At 66.9% G+C, this 20,137-nt stretch carries 15 protein-coding genes and 5 pseudogenes; 10 read left to right on the top strand and 10 right to left on the bottom strand.

The features are described 5' to 3' along the window. Positions 1-111: 111 nt before the first annotated feature. On the bottom strand, positions 112-393 hold the full coding sequence (locus OHA88_RS04545; RefSeq protein WP_328624319.1) for a dsRBD fold-containing protein: 282 nt from the start codon (positions 391-393) through the stop codon (positions 112-114). A 399-nt stretch (positions 394-792) separates the two neighbouring features. Here OHA88_RS04545 and OHA88_RS04540 point away from each other — a divergent pair, with 399 nt between their 5' ends. Further along, positions 793-1,062, top strand: a complete 270-nt coding sequence (locus OHA88_RS04540) for an SHOCT domain-containing protein (RefSeq protein WP_328624318.1) — start codon at positions 793-795, stop codon at positions 1,060-1,062. Positions 1,063-1,213: 151 nt separating this feature from the next. Here the strand turns inward: OHA88_RS04540 and OHA88_RS04535 are convergent, their stop codons facing one another. Both OHA88_RS04535 and OHA88_RS04530 read right to left on the bottom strand, forming a co-directional pair. Continuing rightward, positions 1,214-2,131: a pyridoxamine 5'-phosphate oxidase family protein gene (locus tag OHA88_RS04535; RefSeq protein ID WP_328629589.1), complete on the bottom strand. Its 918-nt coding sequence runs from the start codon at positions 2,129-2,131 to the stop codon at positions 1,214-1,216. 264 nt (positions 2,132-2,395) lie between these two features. After that, a complete protein-coding gene (locus OHA88_RS04530; RefSeq protein ID WP_328624317.1) occupies positions 2,396-5,083 on the bottom strand; it encodes a bifunctional acetate--CoA ligase family protein/GNAT family N-acetyltransferase in 2,688 nt (895 codons plus the stop codon). Between the two features lie 502 nt (positions 5,084-5,585). On the opposite strand from OHA88_RS04530, the gene OHA88_RS44515 reads away from it, so the two are divergent. Further along, positions 5,586-5,876, top strand: a complete 291-nt coding sequence (locus tag OHA88_RS44515; RefSeq protein ID WP_443044347.1) for a transposase — start codon at positions 5,586-5,588, stop codon at positions 5,874-5,876. Positions 5,877-5,950: 74 nt separating this feature from the next. Here the strand turns inward: OHA88_RS44515 and OHA88_RS04525 are convergent, their stop codons facing one another. Next, positions 5,951-6,469 (bottom strand): hypothetical protein, encoded by a 519-nt coding sequence (locus OHA88_RS04525; RefSeq protein WP_328624316.1) that lies wholly within the window; start codon positions 6,467-6,469, stop codon positions 5,951-5,953. Positions 6,470-7,573: 1,104 nt separating this feature from the next. Between OHA88_RS04525 and OHA88_RS04520 the strand changes: the two genes are divergently transcribed. After that, positions 7,574-7,927 (top strand): antibiotic biosynthesis monooxygenase family protein, encoded by a 354-nt coding sequence (locus tag OHA88_RS04520; RefSeq protein WP_328624315.1) that lies wholly within the window; start codon positions 7,574-7,576, stop codon positions 7,925-7,927. Between the two features lie 159 nt (positions 7,928-8,086). Here OHA88_RS04520 and OHA88_RS04515 read toward each other — a convergent pair whose 3' ends face one another. Next, entirely contained in the window at positions 8,087-8,623 is a 537-nt protein-coding gene (locus tag OHA88_RS04515; RefSeq protein ID WP_328624314.1) for a GNAT family N-acetyltransferase, read from the bottom strand. A 213-nt stretch (positions 8,624-8,836) separates the two neighbouring features. Here OHA88_RS04515 and OHA88_RS04510 point away from each other — a divergent pair, with 213 nt between their 5' ends. Next, positions 8,837-9,340 carry an AAA family ATPase gene (locus tag OHA88_RS04510; protein ID WP_328624313.1) on the top strand — a complete coding sequence of 168 codons (504 nt, stop codon included), beginning with the start codon at positions 8,837-8,839 and terminating at the stop codon, positions 9,338-9,340. Here OHA88_RS04510 and OHA88_RS04505 read toward each other — a convergent pair. Both OHA88_RS04505 and OHA88_RS04500 read right to left on the bottom strand, forming a co-directional pair. Continuing rightward, a pseudogene (locus tag OHA88_RS04505) lies at positions 9,321-9,590 on the bottom strand (hypothetical protein); the annotation flags it as partial. The gene OHA88_RS04510 and the pseudogene OHA88_RS04505 overlap by 20 nt on opposite strands. A gap of 16 nt (positions 9,591-9,606) precedes the next feature. Next, positions 9,607-9,801 (bottom strand): annotated as a pseudogene (locus OHA88_RS04500) (hypothetical protein); the annotation flags it as partial. On the opposite strand from OHA88_RS04500, the pseudogene OHA88_RS04495 reads away from it, so the two are divergent. Beyond that, positions 9,752-10,015 (top strand): annotated as a pseudogene (locus OHA88_RS04495) (IS256 family transposase); the annotation flags it as partial. The pseudogenes OHA88_RS04500 and OHA88_RS04495 sit on opposite strands and share 50 nt — an antisense overlap. A 31-nt stretch (positions 10,016-10,046) precedes the next feature. Then, positions 10,047-10,520, top strand: a complete 474-nt coding sequence (locus OHA88_RS04490) for a hypothetical protein (RefSeq protein ID WP_328624312.1) — start codon at positions 10,047-10,049, stop codon at positions 10,518-10,520. Between the two features lie 517 nt (positions 10,521-11,037). Here the strand turns inward: OHA88_RS04490 and OHA88_RS04485 are convergent. After that, positions 11,038-12,405, bottom strand: a complete 1,368-nt coding sequence (locus OHA88_RS04485; protein ID WP_443044173.1) for a phosphatase PAP2 family protein — start codon at positions 12,403-12,405, stop codon at positions 11,038-11,040. Between the two features lie 1,481 nt (positions 12,406-13,886). Between OHA88_RS04485 and OHA88_RS04480 the strand changes: the two genes are divergently transcribed. Next, on the top strand, positions 13,887-15,659 hold the full coding sequence (locus tag OHA88_RS04480) for a PP2C family protein-serine/threonine phosphatase (RefSeq protein ID WP_328624310.1): 1,773 nt from the start codon (positions 13,887-13,889) through the stop codon (positions 15,657-15,659). Continuing rightward, positions 15,656-16,123 carry a response regulator gene (locus OHA88_RS04475; RefSeq protein WP_328624309.1) on the top strand — a complete coding sequence of 156 codons (468 nt, stop codon included), beginning with the start codon at positions 15,656-15,658 and terminating at the stop codon, positions 16,121-16,123. Before OHA88_RS04480 ends, OHA88_RS04475 begins: the two co-directional genes overlap by 4 nt. Here OHA88_RS04475 and OHA88_RS04470 read toward each other — a convergent pair. Next, positions 16,105-18,393 (bottom strand): ATP-binding protein, encoded by a 2,289-nt coding sequence (locus OHA88_RS04470; protein ID WP_328624308.1) that lies wholly within the window; start codon positions 18,391-18,393, stop codon positions 16,105-16,107. The genes OHA88_RS04475 and OHA88_RS04470 overlap by 19 nt on opposite strands. A gap of 172 nt (positions 18,394-18,565) precedes the next feature. Between OHA88_RS04470 and OHA88_RS04465 the strand changes: the two are divergent. Further along, positions 18,566-18,947 (top strand): annotated as a pseudogene (locus OHA88_RS04465) (transposase); the annotation flags it as partial. 69 nt (positions 18,948-19,016) lie between these two features. On the opposite strand, the gene OHA88_RS04460 reads toward OHA88_RS04465, so the two are convergent. Beyond that, entirely contained in the window at positions 19,017-19,451 is a 435-nt protein-coding gene (locus tag OHA88_RS04460; RefSeq protein WP_328624307.1) for a VOC family protein, read from the bottom strand. Positions 19,452-19,776: 325 nt separating this feature from the next. Here OHA88_RS04460 and OHA88_RS04455 point away from each other — a divergent pair. After that, positions 19,777-20,083, top strand: a pseudogene (locus OHA88_RS04455) (GNAT family N-acetyltransferase); the annotation flags it as partial. Positions 20,084-20,137: the final 54 nt, after the last annotated feature.

Here is a 20,137-nt window from a genome sequence, read left to right as displayed (position 1 = left end):
ATGCATCCCGAGCTCGTCGGACATCGGGCGGAAGCGCCACGGCCGACGTTGTGCAGTGGCGGATCTCTTCTGTCCACCAGCCGGGGCGGCTGCCCTCGACGCGACGCCCATTCAACCGGGCGCGGCAAGGTCACCCGACGCGGCGTCGGTTCTTCCGGCGCTGAGCAGCTGGTTGCCGAGGTCGATCAGGGCCCGGCCGACGGCGAACTCGTCGCCGATCTCGGGAATGGGAGTGTCGTTAGGGTTGCGCTGGGCGGAGGTGCGACTCTGAAGGGTGGTGTCACCGGTGTCGAGGACAGCGTGAACCTTGGTGAGGTCACCCTCCTCGAAGAGGTCCAGGCGCACGCTCCACTGCTTGCTGCGTGGCTTCTCGGTGCTGGTGTGCAGGGTCATGGCCAAGACTTCCTTCCGCTGAATGGTCCAGCCTGCCGAGGGCGCGGCCGTCGTCGACCGCCGTCGGCACGCCGGGTTCCCACGACGGCGAAGCACGAACGACTCCCGGATTCGGCGCGGCAACGATCCTTCTCGAATTGCCCCGGCCTCCATACTGCGCCGTGTGAGCTGTCCCGGGCTTGGGCCTACTGGCCCACAGGGCGTGCCGGACGGGTCCGTCCGGCACGCCCTGTGGGCCGTCCTGCGAGCACGCGGCTGACTGTCCAGCAACCGGGGACCATCCGGCCCTACACCGGCGGTCAGGGCCGAGGGACCGTGGTAGTGACAGTGACAGAGAACGTGGCAGGACAGCGGGCTCCGCGCTCGCGGCCCCCGGCAACAACCGGGAAGTGAAACGCGATGTTTTGGTACGGCCACGGTGGTGGCTGGGGCTGGTTCGCGATGTCAGTGAGCATGGTCCTGTTCTGGGTGGTGATCGTCGGTATCGGCGTGCTCATCTTCCGGGCCTTGGGCCGCACCCCTGAGCACCCCCACACCCACGTCCAGGCAGGGCCCGCGCCCGAGCAGCTGCTCGCCGAGCGGTTCGCCCGCGGCGAGATCGACGAGGAGGAGTACCGGCGGCGCCTGACGACCCTGCGCGCTTCCCCGCCTTCCGCGAAACACGAATGACCCCTGCGGATGCCTTTGCCGACCAATCGCATCTAGGACCGCCGTGATCGCCACAGACGGGGAGGAGCCGCATTCCTGGACTTACCTTGCCGTGACGGTCAGATCTTTACGGTCGTGGAATGCGCGCGGGGCGAGCCGCAGTCCGTGGCCCTCATTGATCGGCAGGACTGATGCGACGGCCCGTGAGGCGCGTGGGCCGGATCGACACCCACATCTCGCGTTCGCCCCCTGCCCAAGGCTTGGAATGGGCGCGAACGGCTAGCCGTCGCACCGCGTCGGGTTCCGTAACAACCCGTGCAGGGCCGACTACGAGAACGCTCCAGCCCTGACTCATGGCCTCATCCACATGGTCGACCTCGAATGCGACATCCGTTCCCACAGCCGCTGCGGGCACCGAGTCGGGCGCGGTCCGGAAAACGATCGCGTCATCGATGACCTCGTAGTTCACCGGGATGACGGCTGGGCCATCGGGTGTCGACACCGCGACTCGCCCCACGCCATGCGTGGCAAGCCGGGCGCGGCACTCGTCGGGGCCGAGGTCCCGCAGCCGGGGATGCACGAGCGCGCGACCTTGGCCTGGCGGGTGGTCGATACCGCCTCCGCGCAGGACTGCGACGCTCGTGCCCAGCGCGCCGGCCAGTCTGATGAGACTCGCCACACTCGGGTCGGCCGGCCGTTCTTCGAGATACGCCAGGTAGGCCGGCGCCATTCCGGCGAGGCGGGCTGCTTCTGCCCGGGTGAGCCCCTGGCGCTTGCGTTCGAACGCCACGCGCCGACCGATGTCGCCAGGGTCGGGTGCCCTGCCAAGCGGGGTCCTGGCGGACTCGGCACCCGCCTCATCCATGCCCGGTCGGTAAAGCTCGTGGTCTCTCTCGGGCCCGTGTTCGACGTGATGGACATGCGCGTCGGGCCCGGGGAAAACGAGAGTCACCGCGTCCGTATCCGACCAGCGCACGTCGTATGGAGGGGTTCCGTCCTCGTGGTGGAGTCCGACAATCTCGCCGTCGCGCCTGGTGGCGCCGGTGGCTGGGCTCTCGACCACAAGTTGATCGCCTAGGTGAGCTCGCATGATCGCCGCCGTTTCCTCACTATGTTGCTGTATCCAACGTGCCACGCGCGGCGTGCCGCCGCACTGGGTGAAACCCTGATTCCGCTCGGGCCAACGCGCCGGTCTCGGGACTCCCGGCCCCCAAACGAACCTTGGTCAGCAACTGACATCGTCCGGCCCTGCCAGCGCACCGATGGATCAGGCCCGTTCGCTCGCTACGGCGCGTATGACGACGCCGATCTTCGTGGGTTCATGGCTGGTCTCCCTCGATCTGTGGGGACGGGGTCAGCGCAGCCGACGCAGATACGGGTCGTGGGCGTGGCGCGGGACGAGCCGGATGCGGGCGTCGAGCGTCGTGATCCCGTGCGGCCCGGCGAGCACTGGGTTGAGGTCGGCGTCGGCCAGCTGGGGTAGATCCGAGGCCATTCGCGACAGCCGATGCAGCAGCTGCTCCAGAGCACCGAGGTCGGCGGCGGGACGGCCGGCGTAGCCGAACAGCAGGGGGGAGCAGCGCGGCGAGGTCAGCAGGTCGTTCACGTCGAGCTCGGTCAGCGGGGCCAGCCGGGCCGCATGGTCGGCAAGCAGTTCGGTCGCCGTACCGCCCAGCCCGAACACCACGAGCGGTCCGAAGACCTCATCCTGGACGACCCCGGCGAACAGTTCGGTGCCGCGTTCGGCGAGTGGCTGGATGACCACCCCGGTCATCCTGTCACCGAACCGGGTGACCAGATCACGGTGAGCGGCTCTGATCTGGGAGGCGTTGTGCAGGTCCAGGTGGAGGGCGTGCTGCTCGCTCTTGTGCAGCAACCCTGGCCAGTAGGCCTTCATCACGACCCGCCCCTCAGGCCCCGCGAGCGGCTCGGCCGCGGCAACGGCCTCGTCCTCGTCCCGCGCCCACGCCCAGGGGATCTGCGGGATGCCGTAGCAGGAGAGAAGCGCCGCGATCGCCTGCGGATCCAGCCAGCCACCCTCTGGATTGCCGTCCAGATATGCGGCAACGAGATCTCGCGCGCGACCGGTCTCCACGTTCGGCAAATCCGGTACTGAACTCGGTGGCCGGGAGAGCCAGTCGGCGCGGGCAGCGGTGTGGGCGAGGGCACGGGCGGCGTCCTCAGCGTCCGAGTACGCAGGGACGGTGGTCTCGTCGGCGGCCGGCAGAAGCTCGACACGGGCCGCCTGGGCGGGCAGGACCGCGAGGACCGGACGGGGGAGCTGCTCTGGGCCCGATGTCAGGGCGCGCACCAGATCCTCGCCGGTGGCCGCGGCGACAGCAGTAGGGACCAGCGTGACGAGCACGGCGTCCACGGCACCGTGCCGGGCCAGAAGGCCGACGCACGACCGCAGTTGCTCTTCGCCGACCGCCGCAGTGACGTCCACAGGATTGGTGGCGGTGGCACCATCCGGCAGCAGGCCAAGAAGCTCGTCCACTAGGTCGGCGCCGAGCGCCGGGACGGAGAGTCCGGCATCCGTGCACGCGTCCGCGGCCAGGACTCCCGCCCCGCCCGCGTTGCTCACGACAACGACCTTGGTACCTGCGGGCAGGGGCTGCGCATGCAGCAGGGCAGCGGTGTCCAGGAGTTCGCCGATGGTGCGGGTGGCAGTGATACCGGCCTGGGTGAACAGGGCCTGCCGGGTCATGGTCGGGGTGGCCGCCGCCGCGGTATGGGAGGCCGCGGCGCGCCTTCCGGCTTCGGATCGGCCGGCGTCCACGGTGAGTACCGGCATTACCCGGGCCACCCGGCGGGCGGTGCGCGAGAAGGCGCGCGGGTTGCCGAAGGACTCCAGGTGCAGCAGCGCCAGGTCCGTGTGCCCGTCGCTTTCCCACCACTGGAGCATGTCGTTACCGCTGACGTCGTACTTGTCGCCGAGCGAGACGAAGCTGGACACGCCGATGCCGAGCCGGGCGAGGCCGTCCAGCAGCGCGATGCCGACACCGCCTGATTGCACGGCGACTCCAGCGGTTCCCGGTCCGGGATGGCGGGCAGCGAAGGTCGCGTCGAGACGTACGCGGTCCTCCGTGTTGGCGAGCCCTAGGCAGTTGGGACCGACCAGCCGCATACCGTGGCGCCGGCACGAGCCCATCAGGCCCGCGGCCTGGTGCGTGTTCAGTCCGGCAGAGACCACGAGCAAGGCTCGCACACCAGCCGTCCCGCACTCCTCTGCCACCCCGTCGACGGACGCGGCCGGTATGGCGATCACGGCGAGGTCAGGTACCTGCGGCAGATCGGCGACGAAGCGGTAGGCGTGTACTCCGGCGATCGCGCCCGCTTCGGGGTGGACGGCGTAGACCAGCCCGGTGTAGGAGCTGGTGCGGATGTTCCGCAGGATCGCCCGCCCTACGGAGCCGGGCTTGCGTCCCGCACCGATCACCACGACGGCCCTCGGCCGCAGCAGCGGCCGCAGGCTGACGACGTCGGCGACCCGCCCCCGGATCTCGACGGCATTCAAATAGGCGTTGTCCTCGGTGAGTTCGACCGTGCAGTGCACCTCAGGACCGTCGAAGTGACTGGTGACGCGCAGCCCCAGGTCGTGGAAGACCTTCAGCACGTCGTGATTCTCGGCCAGGGCATCCGCGCTGAACGCCGTCACCCCTGCTGTACGGCCCGCGTCCGCCAGGTGTTCCAGCAACAGCGTGGCCACACCCCGGCGGTGCCACCCATCGGCGACGGCCACCGAGATCTCGGCGGTGCTTCCTGGTGGCAGGACCTCGTATTCCGCCAGGCCCACCAGATGTCCCGCGTATTCAGCGGCCAGCGCACGGTAGCCAGGCCGCTCGCCCGCTGCCACGCGGTCGGCGGCCTTCCCTGCGGAGGCGGGGTTGGCGGAGAAGAACCGCAGCCGCAGATTCTCCGGCGACATCTCCCGGTACAGCCGTAGCACTTCTTCGCGGTCCGCCGACCCCGCCTGGCGTATCCGCACGGTGGTGCCGTCGCCCAGCAGTGCGTGCACGGGGGCTTCCTGGATGCCGGTCATCGCAAGATCTCCTTCCGAACGCTTCCTCTTCAGTGTCCGGCGCGTGCTCCGTGGGCCACAGGGGCTGAGCGGGTAAGCGGCCGGGCCGATTGGCCCCAGTACCCCGCCCGTGCGGGCCGCCCCGAGGTGCATTGGCCGGGCTGAGGGCTTGGTGGGGGGCCTGACCCGGGGTGATCGTTAGGAGCACGGTTCGAGCCGACCTAAGGCTGTCCCGTAAATGATTTCCGAGCTGCTCAGGAGTCGTTGGCCGTCGTGCGGGCGGCTCGTCTATCCGGCGAGGGTGAGGTTGTCACCGTCTTGAACGAGATCTCCCGTCCACAAAAGTTCTCGCCGCCATGCATCGAAGTCACCGAACGGCATGAATGTTCCGTCCCCCGTGGCTGGCCGCAGGACTGGCTGCGGGCTGGATCTCGGAGACTATCGAGCGCCCGCTTCGCAACCGTCTCGAGGGTTTTCGATGAAGTAGCATCGGGCGGTCTCGCGGGCACCTGGCTGCCCAGACATCACCAACGCCTGCGACCTGGCCCGTGCCTTCGCCGACCTGGTCCGTCACCGTCGCGGCCACCTGCTGGGTGAGTGGATTCGGCAGGCCGAGGGCTGCGACTTGAGGCCGATCCGCTCCCTCGCCAACTTCCTCCGCCAGGACTTCGATGCAGTCACCGCCGGACTCACCTTGTCCTACAGCTCCGGCGTGGTCGAGGGCCATGTCTGCCGAATCAAGCTCCTCAGACGGAGTGTGTGCGGCCGCGCATCCTTCGCACTCCGCCGAGCGCGGATCCTCATCCCACCGTGATGCCGACCCCTGTGTGCCGAAACTCAGCTTGGGCAACTGCGAGGAGATTCATTGCGCAGCCTCCGGATCTCCCTTCACTGCCGGGCGTGGTCGGCCGCCAACAGCGGGTCGGGCGCGTCGGCCCGCTGCACCGCGAGGCTGACCCCGCATTCCCTGCACAGCTGATGGATCCGGTAGACACCGTCGTGCCAGACGCTGGTGTTGTCCCGGTCTCCGCATACACGGCACGTCAGCGCAGGAGCTTCATCGGGCGGGACCGACGAACGGAGCACCCGCTCGACGACCACGGGCAGCGGCTCGTCGGGATGGATCGTCGGCTCGGGACAGTAGGCAATGTTCCCCCACCCACGCTGCCAGCCTCGCCAGGAGTCGTCTGCTCTCACCTGCCGAAAGCCACGTGCTTTGTCCGCACAGCGACTGGTGGCGAAAAGCTCCAGCATCTGCCGGTGCCCGGCGTCAGCGATGGCGGGCAGCTTCTCAGCGAGCCATCGCTGGAACAGCAGCAGGTGCCGGTCGGCCGGTGGCAGGACTCCGGCCTGGATGAGCAGATCACGCAGGTAGGCCACTGAACGCCAAGGGGTGAGCTGGCTCAAGCCCTGGTGAGTGAGCGGGACTTCACCGCAGGCCAGAGCCCGTAGATTCCGCTGGACGTGGGGCTTACTCGTGCAGGTCGGGGCGCACTTCGGGCGGCGCGTCTGCCGCAGGGAGTCAAACATTGCGGTACGGCGTCCAGTGAATCGGTCTCGGTGGCGTCGACGATGGTGTCCGGCCGGTTGTACCGGGCGGGCAGCGAAGACTTCTCACCCCAGTTGCTCGCCTCCCGCCGGTGAGGGGCACCTGTGTGCGCTTCATTTCGGTGTTCGGGCTGGCCCCTGGCCCGCAAGGAGTGCTCGTCACCTTCAGGCCATTGATGTCGGTCACCCAGGCGGCGGACGCACGCTCGTCAGGCTGGCGGTGGAGACACGGACCGCGACCTGGCCCCGCGCCAAGCCTCGACGCCCGGCCGTGGGCACAGAAGGTGAGCAGGCACGACGATCAAGGGGGCGGTATGGAGGAACCGGCGGCGGCATAACCCGGCGACTCCTCGGCCTTGCGCTCGGCCACCGACCACGCCTGGCTCCTGCCCGGCACCCAACCGGCGCCGCAGCCCCGCCAACTGCGCACGCGCCTCGCCTCATACGGCCTGCCCTCCCGGCGCGGACGCAACAGCGCACTGATGGACCTTGCAGCACACACGCCCCCGCCGTCCTCAGCGAGGTCCTCGGCGTCTCCGTCGGAACGGCCACCGGCTGGGCCGCCGTCGTCGGCGGCCCCCGCGCTCAGTACGCCGCCGAGCTCAGCCGTCGCTCGACAAGCGGATCCCACCAGGAGCGGAACCCACAAGATCCATAGGCGGCCCGAGGGGCGGACTTGAGCGCCCGTGCACCAGCCGCGCAGCGAGACGGCTGCGCACACCCCGTTCGCTCCGCTCTGGCGCACACCCGTCAGACGTGCCTCAGCCGCCGATCCGGCGGGATGTACTTCGTCCCGGGCGCGAACCGCTGACCACCTCTTCTACGCCCGTCGGCGCCGCCGTCACCAAAAAGGTGGCCGGAGAACGTCAGCTCGGACAGCTTTGGCCAAGAGCCGGATCCCTTATGTGTCCCGTTCAGGAAAGACACTGGATCGTTGGGCGCATCCCGCCATACGGTGGCGCCATGAGCGATCACTCCGAAGCGCCTGTCGCGCCCGTCGAGGCCTATGAACCCCCTTACTACGTGGCTGTCTTCACTACGGTGCGAACCCAGGACCAGAGCGGCTACAGCGAGACCAACGCACGTATGGAAGACCTGGTGAAGGACGTTCCTGGGTTCCTGGGGATGGACCACGCGCAGACTCCGGGCGGGCTGGGTATCACCGTCGGGTACTTCCGTGACGCAGATGCCCTCACAGAGTGGCGAAGCAACGCCGAGCACCGCGCGGCGCAAAAGCGCGGGCGAGCCGAGTGGTACCAGAGCTACACGCTGCATGTGGCGAAAGTGGAGCGGAGCCACGGGTTCACGCGAGCATAGGTTCCGCAGACCCAGCAGGCCGACCAACCGAAGTCACCGCAGCGACCGTCCCGCCACAAGCTCGCATCGAACGGGTCGGCGTGCCACTCGCGAGCCCGATCCAGCGGGTAACCACGGGGTTGGCGACCCGCTACGAAGCCACCGTTCTCGTCGCCGCCATCAGCGAGTGGTTGTGACGTACCGGTCCGAAGACAGCTCGAAGATGCGTACTCGTCGGCCGCAGCTGGGGTCGACGGTCTCACGGAGCGGATGCATCCCCAGTTTGACCATGATCCGTTCGGAAGCATCGTGGCCCACCTGAGCAACGCTGACGATTCGCTCCAGCCCCAGGTCCTCGATCCCGAACCGGACCGCTGCCGCAGCGGCCTCGGTGGCCAGGCCGTGTCCCCAGTGGGCACGTCCCAACCGCCAGCCGACCTCGATCGCCGGCAGCACTTCCGGCAGGAAGTCGGGAACCGAAAGGCCCGTGAACCCTGCCAGCTTCCGAGTGGAGCGGATCTCCACGGCGAACAGGCCGAAGCCCTGTGCCTCCCACCCGTGCTCCATCGCTTCGATCCCTCTGCGCGTCTGCTGCTCATCACGGACGCTGCCATCACCGATCCATCGCATGACTTCAGGGTCGGCGTTGACGGCGGCGAGGGGCGCAACGTCCTCCTCCCGCCAACGGCGAAGGAGTAGACGGGGAGTCTCAAGCATGACCATCCGAGCATTCTGGACCAGCCCCGGCCGCTGCATCAGTCTCGCCAATCGCCTTCGAAACACGACCTAGGACCCTCCGGCCTTGGAGATCGCCACTAACTACGGATTAGGTTCGCCGGGGCGGTCGGCTGTGGTGGGGTCCGCTTCCAACGGGCGCCCTTGTCGTGTCGCCGTGGAGGAGGGCGTCTTTTTCGGGTCTAACCTGGCTTCGTGACGCAGCAATTGAGCACGGTGGTGCTGATGTGTGGTCATCCGGGAGCGGGCAAGACCACCTACGCGATGGAGCTGGTGCGACGCGGTTACGTTCGGCTCTCGATTGACGAAGTGGTCTGGCAACGACTCGGGCAGCGCGATGCCGGCCTGGTGCTGGAGGCGGAGGCGTTCGACCAGCTCAAGGCAGAGGTCCGCCGCGAGCAGCGGCAGGAACTGGTCGAGCTGATGTTGGCGGGGCGCGATGTGGTGGTGGACTACAGCTTCTGGAGTCGTGCCGCCCGCGATGATTACAAGGCGCTGATTGAGAACCACGGCTGCCGTTGGGAACTGGTCCACCTCAAGGCCGATCGGACGACGCTGGAGCGGCGCCTCGAAGTACGCAATGGCGAGGAAGGCGCTAACTCCGTCACGGTGGATGAGACGCTGTTCAACCGCTACCTTGCCAACTTCGAGGAACCGAACGGTGAGGGTGAGCAGGTCGTCATGCAGTCCTCGACTTGAGCACCTGAAACCGTTCGGCGGGGAGGGGACGCCCGTCCCAGCGAATGCCCTTCTCGCTGCGGATCCACGCACGCTCACGGTGTTGGGCTGCCAGCACGTCGTGCTGGCGCGCGTTGGCGTTGCGCCGGCGCAGGTAGGCGTGCCGGGCGCGGGTCTGCACGGTGTGGTTGCGGTGGTTGGAGTTGGCCAGGGTGAACTGCCGCGGCGGTCCGAAGTGGGCCTCGATCGGGTTGGCCCAGGACGCGTAGGTACCCCGAACAGCGGAGGCGCATCGTCAAGTTCACGCGCCAGTACGCCGCGACCAGCAGAATGCGATCCTCCAACGGCAGGCTCCACGGACGACCCTGGTGCACGTCCGCCGCGTACTCGCGCCGTACCGCGGTCACCAGCTTGTCGAGGCAGCGCGGGCTCTTCGACTTCCCCGCCGAGCGCTGGATCCACCTACGGACCACCAATCCCATGGAGTCCACCTTCGCCACCGTGCGACTACGCACGAAGGTCACCAAGGGCGCGGGCAGCGCGGCTGCCGTCCTGGCGATGGTCTTCAAGCTCGTCGAGTCTGCACAGACACGAGGGCGAGCGGTGAACGCACCTCACCTCGTCGCCCTGGTCCGGGCCGGAGCCTTCCTCGAACGCGGCCACCTCGTCGAACGGCCCGAGCAGGCAGTGGCATAGCCTCAGAGCCGACCAGGCTGGAGTCTTCACCATGAACCACGTTCCACTGCGCTTGGAGCGCACCACCGATCGCGATGTGCACGACGACCTGCTGCTACGGCTGGGCGTCTATCGGCACACCTGTGATTCGTTCTACTTCGCCAACGACGATTCCGTGCAGGCGGGCCAGGGCGTCATGGACGGCCTCCGGCGACTCCTCGACCAGTGGGGAGAGCACCTTCAACGGCTACGCCCCTCTGGGGGCAACGTCTTTCTCCCCTTCGACTTCTCCGACGAGGGCACCGCTTGGTTGCGCGTCTCGTCACCGGACGGGAACCAAGCCACTATTCAGGCGGGCTGCAGTGGCATCCAGGGGTGGAGCTTCTACCCTTCGGACTTCGCCGATACCGCAGCGAGAGTCGACGACTTCGACCCCTTCACCGATGCCTCCGTTGAATGTGAACTTGACGACCTCATTACAGCAGTGGCGCAGAATCGGGACTCGCTCACCCATCGAGGCAAGTAGCCGAGCCACAGGTCTTGACGATTCCTCCTGCTGACCAGGGGCTACGGGAGACCTGTCTAGTCGTCGTGCCCCTTCCTCGATGGGTAGCCGTAGTGATCCAAACGCTTCCGTTTGCCTATGACGCGAAGGACCGAAAACGCGCCCATAGCCAAGCTGTAAAGGGTGACCTGCGGGCCACCCTCCCAAGGACCAAGGCGCAGAGGCCGCCGAAAAAGAGGGCGCCGACGAACCCGCAGAGCACCGGATGGCGCAGGAACCGCCCGCGTGACCGCGGGGGTGCCTGATCGCCAGCCAACCAGCGGTCGACCGCCCAAAACACCGGTTTGAGTGCGCCTATCACCGCGCCCCCATATCGCCGACTTTCCCTGCAGCGGCTTGAGTGGTCGTAGAGGTCCGGGAGCAGTGCAGTCACGAGACCGGCGGCGATTGAGCGGAACCTCCCATGTGCGCTGCTCCTCTGCCTCACACCCAACGCGGATCCGGGACGAAGTGTTGTCCCGTGGCTCCTGACCAGGGGTTAGGGGACAACCCCTAGTCCGGATTGGGGTTCCCGTTGCCGCGCTGGTGCGGTCCTCGGTTTCGACAGTGCGTTGGTCCTTACGTAGCCGTAGACCACTGAGGTCGTCGCCAGCATGAGAATTGGTCCGTACACCCACGGATGTTTCGCCATCTCCAACGGTAGATAGCGATAAGACACCAACAGTGCAGCGAAGACGGTTGTGCCCCAAGCAACCAGCTGGATCCCTGATCGATCCCAGCCGCGGTCGAGCGAGCGCAGAGCTGACTCGATCGTGAGCGTAAACACCACGCCGGCAATGAGATCCGCGCCGTAGTGGTAGCCAAATCCCAGCGTTGCGCAGAGCGTAGCTATCAGCCAGAACGTGCCTGCGAATCGCAGAAGCCGTGGGCCCGTTCGGGAATGAATGAAGATCGCGGTGGCCCACGCTGTGTGCAGGCTGGGCATGCAGTTCCGTGGGGTGATCTCGTCGAATGGCATGTGGTGCGGGATATTGATCGGCGGCGGCGTTTCCGGCCACAGGTTGGCCACCGCCCATTGCTCGCTGGGCGGCGTATCCGACCACAGGCTGACCGTCGCCCAGTGCCCGGCGCCGGTGCCGTAGGCGAAGATCGGTCCGACCACGGGGAAGATCATGTAGATGGCGGGCCCGAGGAGGCCGATCACCAGAAAGGTGCGCACCAGATGATGGCCCGGGAAGCGGCGCTCGACGGCCACGTTACGCAGTTGATACAGCGCGACGATGACCGCGGCCACTGCGAGCTGACCGTAGACGAAGTCGAGAAAATTGAAGCCGATCGGGCCGGTGGCCGTGACGATCCGGCCCACCAGCCACGACAGGTTGCCCAGCGCGTGATCGGCGGTTGCCACGTACTGGTCGAGCACCACTGGGCGGGTCTTTGAGGTGATGAGTAGCCAGGTGTCGCCGGTCTTGCGGCCGGCCACCAGCAGCAGGCCCAGCCCGACGCCCTTCAGCAGCAGGACACGTTCCCGGCCGGTACGGCGAGTGACAGCGATGACCGCATGGCCCAGAAGCACCCACAACGCACCGTTGCCGAAGGGGTGGCCGCCGGTCATCTTGGCGTCGACCGCCCACCGGACCGCCAAGAAGGCGACGTCGATACCGATCGCGGCAGCAACCGCGATGAACCGTTGCCGCCAGGTGAGCACCACCATCATCAACGCCATACCGGCGTACAGCAGGAAGCCTGATTTGGGGGCGTATATCACCTCTCGCACCTGGTTGGTGATCGGCCCCGGCAGGCCGTAGCGACGTGCGGCGATCTCCAGCGCGATGAGGAATCCGAGGGCCGCGACACCCACCACGGCCCAGAGTCTCACCCGTGGTTGACGCCAGACGGAGAACACGGTTCTGCTGTTTATTCGCGAAAAAGCCTGCGATGGTATATATCTCAAGTTTCGGCCGATTTTCTATATTTTGGTTAAAAGTCAGGGTGGGTTCGCTCGCCACCTTCTGGTCGGGACTGCTTTCTCCCTAACCAAAAGCAGCCCGCCCGAAGGTGGAAGACGGAAAGATTACAGTCCGGGTTCCGCCTCGTTCATGGTGCGGCATGGGACGCGTCGCCCGATCGCTCGCTCCGGTTCGGCGAGGGGAACACGGATTCTGAGTTGTCTACGTCGACGTCCCGCCGCTCCAGGCCGGCGGTCCGGGCTTTCTGTTGTCCAGCTCGAAGGCGCTGACTGCCGCCATCGAGCCACCCCCGAGCTCCCTTCAGGCACTCGGACCGAGGAAGGACGGTACGCCACTTGTCGAAAGGACGGTCGCCCAAGCCGATTCCAGTCCAGTAGATGCCAATAGAAGCGCGAGGTATTCCCTTCGGAGCAGTAACGAAGAAGTGAGAGATATATTGTTGCCCGCCATCAGTTTGGCCCTCGACAGCTAGGACCCATCCACCATCAATGCCTGGCTTCCTAGGTACTCGGGCAGAATTCACTACCTTCGGCGCTGAGCCAGGGGAGAAGAATTGGGCCCGTGCCTCGTCCAGTGCATCCTCACAAGTTTCAACCTGAACAGTGGACTTCTCGCAAAAGTGCTCGATGCTGTTTTCTGCAATGTCGGAAGTCACGTTCTTGAGGACTTCTCGCGCCTGAGCTTCCGTGACGCTCGACGGTCCGGGTCGGTCTTCGTTCGCACAGGCCGTCATGAAGGGCATGAGACAGACGCCCACGAGGGCGACGAGCCACTGCCGTCGGCGGCTCGCGCGGACATCGGGTTCCCTCAACAGATTCATCGGTCTGTCCGCACCAGCCACAACAACCCCGCAGGTCAAGCCCCTGATCCCCGTGACCCGGCGGCCCGACGGATCTTGCACCACCAGACCGTCCCCAAGCAAGGAGTTCACAGGCTCACCCCCCGTCGCTTCACACAAGAAGATGACGTCCATGAACAGCACGACTACGGGTGTCCCAGCTGTCCGACTGTCCGGATAGAGCTGTGACCAGCAAGACCGGGCCGGACGGTCCATACGGGCCCGTACCCCGCAGTAGAGGCGAAGAGACGATCTGGCTCGGTGGAGCCAGAGACGTCCGCTTCTCGTCGCCCCAGTCCGCTCGGGCGCGAGCGTGGGCCGTCGTCGGCAGCGCTCAGTGACGGTGGGCTGATTGGAACGACGCCGTCGCCGCTTCACCGGCAACGGCATCCACTGCACCGTCTCAGCACCGGGCGGGCGGCGCCCCTGCGCGTGCGGGCCCATGGCAATCAGCCTCGCGCGTCTCGTGCGGAGCGCCGCCGCGGGGACCACGCCTGGAGGCGCTCAGCCGCGGCGTGACATAGCGTTTGCCCTGACGGGCCGGAGCCGACAGCGGCAATGCGGAACGGCGGATCAGCGGTGGAGCAGCACGAGGGAAAAGATTCCTGTCAGGCGGATGACGGATGGTGGTCCGGCCGTCTGCATGAGCTCTGGAGTCTCGCCGACAGGGCGCAGGACGTGACAGAGCTGGCCGATTCCCTCTACGACATGCTGCTGCGTATGCCCGGTGTGCTGGCCGTCGTGGGCACCCGCTGGAGCGGTGGGCTGCTGCACTATCTGCGCAGTGTCACCCTGACGGAGCCGACGCCTTCGTTCGTGGAATTCGAACAGGATTTTGGCGAATCTGCCGCCGCCGGGGCTCCGGGGGGCGATCCGACTGTCACGGTTCACGAGATGTCGGAGCTCGACGGCGCCATGCCGCATGTCCAGGTTCTGGCGGCAGCGGGCGTGCGGAGCGTGGCCTTGTGTGCCGTGCCGCTGGGGCAGGGCGGCTGGGCGTCGCTCATGGTCGGCACCGCAGACAGGGACGCCGTCGATGCGACGCTACGGGCCCGGTTGAAGCAGGTGGCCGAGGTCACCATGGTCTCCAACAGGCGCATCGCGGCGCGGCGCGAGGACGAGCTGCGTCATGTGAGTGACGCCTTCCTGGCGGAGGCGTCGCTGCAAATGGATGCGAGCCTTGATGTGGAGAGGACCGTGCGACGGGTGGCTCGGACGGCTGTTCCCGCTGTCGCCGAGGGGTGCGTCCTGCATCTGCGTCTTTCCGGCGGACTGACTCCCGTGGCCTTCGCGCATATGGACGCGGGCGAGCAGCAGTGGCTCGGTGTGGTCGCGACCGAGGACCTCTGGCTCACGGATGTGTTGCAGCAGGTCGTCAACCGCGAGCGGGGGCTGGTGTTGCAAGGTGACGATCTGGCAGGAGGTCCCTTCGGGACCACCTCGTCCGGGGCGGGGCATGCTGTGCGTGCGCTCAGTGTGAATCCGCTCAAGGCTCGGGGGCGGGCTCTGGGCACTCTGACGTTCCTCTACCACCGGGTGGAACTCGCTGAGGTGGCCTCGCTGTTCCTTGCCGATCTTGCAGACCGGGCCGCGTTGGCCATCGATACCAGCACCCTCTACGAACAGCGGCGCCGGCACATGGTCTCCCTCCAGCGGCATCTGCTACCGAGAGAGCTGCCGCAGATTTCGGGTCTCACTCTGAGTTCGGCATACGAAGTGGGCGATGAATCGCTCGATGTGGGTGGTGACTTCTATGACGCTGTCCCGGGGGCGCAGGGCGGTGTGACGCTCCTTATCGGTGACGTCTGCGGTCGTGGGGCGGAGGCTGCGGCACTCACTGGTCTGGCCCGCCATACCCTGCGCACCCTGCTCGAGAACGGCAGTACGCCCGAGCACGCGCTGGGACGGCTGAACCGGGCTCTGGTCAGGGAGGGCACGTCCCGCTTCGTGACAGCGCTCGTAGCGGTGCTGGTGTCGGACGGAAAGGGATTTCGCCTGCGTTATTGGAATGCCGGGCATCCGGCGCCTCTGGTGCGGCGTGAGGACGGCGCTGTGGAGGAGCTCGCGGCCCACGGGGATCTGCTGGGTGTGCTGGAAGAAATCGAGTACGGATCTGGGTCGGCGCATATGGCGCCGGGGGACGCGCTGGTGCTGTTCACCGACGGGGTGACTGAGGCGAGAGCGGCTGACGGGACGTTCTTCGAGTCCTGCCTGCAGGACGCGGTGGCGCAGGAGGGGGCCGGTGAGGCTCACGGTTTCGCCGAACGGCTGGCAGCGGCCGTTGTGGAATTCCGGGCGACGGGCGCGGACGACATCGCCGTGCTCGTCGCGCAGGCGGGGATGGTCGCGTGAGCGGGTCAGCCGAGGATCCGAGGATCGATCACGATTTCGTCTGGGTGGTCGAGGATTCGGCAGAGGATGCCGAGGCGATTCGGCGGGCGCTCGGGCGCACTCATCCGGGTCTGACGCTGGAATTCACCGACAGGGGGACGGGAGTCGCCGAGCGGTTGCTGGAAGCCACCCGGCGACCGGGGCTCGTCCTCCTGGATCTGCACATGCCCGGTCTCAGCGGTGCCGCGGTGCTCCGATCGATCCGCTCCATGCCTGAACTGAACAACGTGGCCGTGGTTGTCTTCACGGCGTACACCGCGCCGGAGGAGGTCGACGCAACCTACGAGGCAGGGGCCGACAGTTACATCTACAAGCCGGTCAACTTCGACCTCTTCCAAACCGTCCTGAAGGGGGCCGTGGACTACTGGCAGAGAAGAGCGAAGGGCGGGGACGAGGGCCCTGCCGCTCAGTCGCCGCCTTCGTGACCCAGAGTGAAGTAGAAGCTCGTCCCGCAGCCTGGTTCGCTCTCGAGCCACAGCTCACCGCCGTGCCGTTCGACGATCCGTTTGACGATCGCGAGACCCACGCCGGTGCCTCCGCCGCGCTCGTCCTGCCCGTGCAGTCTGCGGAACAGCTCGAAAACCTCGCCCTGATGTTCGGCCGGGATACCGATGCCGTTGTCGCGGACCACGACGGTCTGCTGGGGGGTCCCGCCGGCCGGCGTGCGGAGTGTGTCGACCAGGACCTCGACCGTGCGGTCTCCTTGATCAGCGGCGTACTTGGCAGCGTTCACCAAGAGGTTGACCAGGACCTCGTAGAGCCGGTGCTCATCGGCGTACACCTCGGGCAGATCCCTTCTGACGACCCGCACGTGGGCCTCGGTCAAACGTTCCCCGGCCACCTCGAGTGCGGAGTCCAGCACCCGGTCCAGTGGGACACGGATGCGGTGCAACCCACCTCGGCCCAGCCGCGCGAAGTGCAGCAGCGAGTCGAGCAGGTCATCCATCCGGCCGGCCAGTCGCCGCATGGTGAGCATCCGTCGGACAGTCGTCGCGTCAAGGTCCGCTGCGGCATCCTCGATGACGAAGGTCGCGGCGTTGAAGATGCCCCGCAGTGGTTCCTTGAGGTCGTGGGCTGCCGCATGGGCGAACGAGTCGAGGTCGGAGTTGGTGACGCGTAGCTGTTCGGTAAGCGCTGTCAGTTCGGCCTCGTGCCGGAGTACGAGACCGGTCAGCGTGCGCCAGAGCTCCTGCGCGGTGGCGCGGTCGGTCGGCGTCCAGGGCAGGCTCCGTCCACGTACCACCGCGCGGAAGACGGCACCTGACCCACGAGGAGTGAGCCGCTCGCCTCGCGGGCCGACCTGTACGGGCCTGGAAGGGTCGGTGGCCCATTGGCGGGCGGTGGGACGGTCCCTGCGGAACCAGGCGAGGAAGTCGCCCGAGCGGCTCAGCGTCACCATCAGGATCCCCGCAGGGCCGCTTTCCGTCATGTCGCCGCCGGGTTCGTCAAGTTCCTCGGACAGGCGGTCCGTACTCCAGACCGTGCCCGGTGACAGCCCTGCCGCGCGTGCCTGGAGGGTCTCCAGCAGGGCGGGTGCAACACGCATCCCGCTGGAGGTGCTGCGTCCGCCCCGGCAGAGCACCGCACCATCGGCGTCCAGCAGTGTTCTGAGGGCGTCGTCGCCTGCCAGAAGTGAGCCCTCCAGATCGGACGTGACCCGGGAGATGATCTGATCAAGCCGCTCACGGGAGGCGGTGAGCGCCTCGGCCTGCTCTCGTTCTTCGATGACCGCGAGTTGCAGGGAGAAAGCGACACCGAAGAACTCACATACCGCTCGCAGTTCCGGGGGAATGGTGGCGGGGGCGTCGCCATGACAGGCGATCAGCCCCCACAGCTCGCCCTCCCGGAGGACACTCACCGACATCGACGACTTCACACCGATGTTCCGCAGGTACTCCAGATGGAAGCCGGACACGGTGCGCAGTACGGAATTCGACAGGTCCAGTGGCAGGCCTGAGCCTGCCCGTCGCGGGGGGTGCAAGCCCACACTGACGTCGTCCACGTCAGCGATCACCCGGATCCAGTTGTCGCGGTAGAGCCGCCTCGCCTGGGGCGGGATGTCACTGGCGGGGAACCAGAGCCCCAGCCAGGGTTCGTGGCCGTCGGTGAGTTCCTCCGCGACCACCTCTCCTGGCCCGTCCTCGCCCTCGAAGCGGTAGGCGACCACACGGTCGAAGCCGGTCAGCGCCCGGATCTCATGGGTGGCCGCCTGGCAGCATTCGGCTGTCGTCGTCGCCGACCGAAGCCGTGTCAGGGCTCGCCTAACCCCCTGGTAGTAGCGCGAGAAATGTGGCAACGCGACGGCTCGCGGCTCGCACTCCAGGATCAGAAGGGGCCCCTGCCGGTGTGCGGTCACGTCGAACATCCTGGGTGCGCCTGCCACGTGGACGGTGACAGGGAGAACCAGGCTTGCCGCCTCGTGCTGAGCGCTGACCTCAAGAGCCTCGGCCCAGTCCTCGGGGGACAGCACCCGCGTGATGGGTCCCCCGACCAACTCCTGGGCCTCGATCCCCAGCAAGCAACCGGTGTTCAGAGCTGCGGTGTCCACGGTGCCGGTATCGGCCTCCACCGCCAGCAGGGTGCCGTGGGACTGGATCCTGCCCAGCAGATGAATGGGCTCCTCAACGCATTCGCTGAGGTCGAAGCCCAGGGCCGCCGCGGCCTCGGCCTCCCGCCCCGGGTCCGGAAGGGACATCTCTTCTCCCACGCACCGTGTTCTCGATCCGGTCTGGTCGGCCGTCCGGCTCGCCGAGATCCTTCCACGGCACCTTGGGGCCGAAGGGCTGCTGCGGCGCGTGTCGTCGCTCCTGGCGGCGGCCACCTGTCGCCAGGCTGCCGGTGGACAAGACTTTGGGACCACACGTCTCCGGTACTCGACCAACCACCAGGTCGTCATCGACGCCGATACCCGACTCGTCGTCACCGTCGGCCGACCGGTCACGGGTAACCGCAACGATTGCAAGGCGTGGGAACTTTCTGGTGCGAAGGCTGCCGTCGGCCGGGTCACGGTCATCGCGGACGGCGGCCGGCCTGCTCATCCCGCACCGACGTGAACGCGGCCAGACCGAACTGCCAGCTTGGAAAGAGGAGCACAACACCTCCCACCGCAAGGTCCGGGCCCGCGTCGAGCACGCCTTCGCGCGGATGAAGGCGTGGAAGATCCTTCATGACTGCCGTCTGAAAGGCGACGGCGTTCACACCGCCATGCTCGGCAGCGCCCGGCTGCACAACCTCGCCCTCACGGGGTAACTCCCGCCCCGTACGAGACCAGAGAGGCCCAGGAGAGGCGGCTCCCCGCCTCCCCGGCTCGGAGAATGCTCAGTCGATACAGAATTCGTTGCCCTCAATGTCCAGCATTGGGATGCACGACTCGTTTTCCTCATCGGCATACAGCGTTTGCACGTGGGTGGCGCCGAGCGCGACCAGTCGTGCGCACTCAGCTTCGAGCGTGGCGAGGCGCTCGTCCCCCACGAGCCCGGTGCCGACCCGGACGTCGAGATGCACCCGATTCTTGACGATCTTGCCTTCGGGGACGCGCTGGAAGTACAGGCGCGGGCCCACGCCTGAGGGATCACTGCAGGCGAACCATGAACCCTGCTCCACAGGAGGCAGGGTGCGGTTGAAATCGTCCCAGGTGGCGAACCCCTCCGGCGGCGGCGGTATGACATACCCCAACACCTCGCACCAGAAACGAGCGAGGCGCTCCGGTTCTGCGCAGTCAAAGGTGACTTGGAACCTCTTGATCGCTGACATCGGCGCACCATAGCAGGCGGACTCTGCCGCTCATTTCCCCAGACAGATCCGCCCGCCACCCGTCGCGCCCTGGGCACCTTGGACACCAAGTGACCAAACCGGACAGTCCGCGAGAACGACGCGACCGTGGCGAGGGAGCGCCCCAGTGGTCCCCAGGATCCAGTCCTGACAACCAACCTTCATTCCAAGATCAGTTGCGGGAAATCCCTGAGGCGCCGCAACTCCCACCAGAACTGGCCTTTCCCTGGGCGGTCGGCGACCAGTGGCTCGTCTCGCACCGTTGGCTGCGTACGAGGCTCGGTCTGCGGCTCCGGGGATGGGCAGCATGGCGACGGGGAGGGCGATATCGGTGCAGGTGAAGTGGTTTCCCGCCCTTGATACCGCGTGGGTGGCGTCGACGTCTGGGACCCCGACTCTGCGCACCGAGCGGCTGCTCCTGGAGTCGTACGTCCGAGGATGAAGAGGCCTTCGTCGCTCTGTTCCAGGACACCAGGGTGTCGCAGTGGATGGATGACGGCCCTGCTTCCGAGGCGGCGGACCGGGCCCTGTTCGGGCGGATCTTCACGAAGGTCAATGCCCAGGCCCTGTTCGAGGTCTGGGCTGTTCGTCGGGACGGACTCCTGGTCGGGTATTGCCGAGATCAGTCGCCCCCCGCACGATAGGACGTGCCTGCGTTCGTCCCGTGG

Source organism: Streptomyces sp. NBC_00353 (genome assembly GCF_036108815.1).
In the GTDB taxonomy this organism is placed as follows: Bacteria; Actinomycetota; Actinomycetes; order Streptomycetales; family Streptomycetaceae; genus Streptomyces.
The sequence above is the reverse complement of the archived record's forward strand: the minus strand, read 5'-3'. Positions and strand labels throughout refer to the sequence as shown.

Excerpts from the sequence above, each read along its gene's own strand:
- OHA88_RS04490 (WP_328624312.1), top strand. The coding sequence starts at position 10,047 with ATGAACCACGTTCCACTGCGCTTGGAGCGCACCACCGATCGCGATGTG.
- OHA88_RS04545 (WP_328624319.1), bottom strand. The coding sequence starts at position 393 with ATGACCCTGCACACCAGCACCGAGAAGCCACGCAGCAAGCAGTGGAGC.
- OHA88_RS04515 (WP_328624314.1), bottom strand. The coding sequence starts at position 8,623 with ATGCTTGAGACTCCCCGTCTACTCCTTCGCCGTTGGCGGGAGGAGGAC.
- OHA88_RS04535 (WP_328629589.1), bottom strand. The coding sequence starts at position 2,131 with ATGCGAGCTCACCTAGGCGATCAACTTGTGGTCGAGAGCCCAGCCACC.
- OHA88_RS04460 (WP_328624307.1), bottom strand. The coding sequence starts at position 19,451 with ATGTCAGCGATCAAGAGGTTCCAAGTCACCTTTGACTGCGCAGAACCG.
- OHA88_RS04540 (WP_328624318.1), top strand. The coding sequence starts at position 793 with ATGTTTTGGTACGGCCACGGTGGTGGCTGGGGCTGGTTCGCGATGTCA.
- OHA88_RS04470 (WP_328624308.1), bottom strand. The coding sequence starts at position 18,393 with ATGTCCCTTCCGGACCCGGGGCGGGAGGCCGAGGCCGCGGCGGCCCTG.
- OHA88_RS04530 (WP_328624317.1), bottom strand. The coding sequence starts at position 5,083 with ATGACCGGCATCCAGGAAGCCCCCGTGCACGCACTGCTGGGCGACGGC.
- OHA88_RS04520 (WP_328624315.1), top strand. The coding sequence starts at position 7,574 with ATGAGCGATCACTCCGAAGCGCCTGTCGCGCCCGTCGAGGCCTATGAA.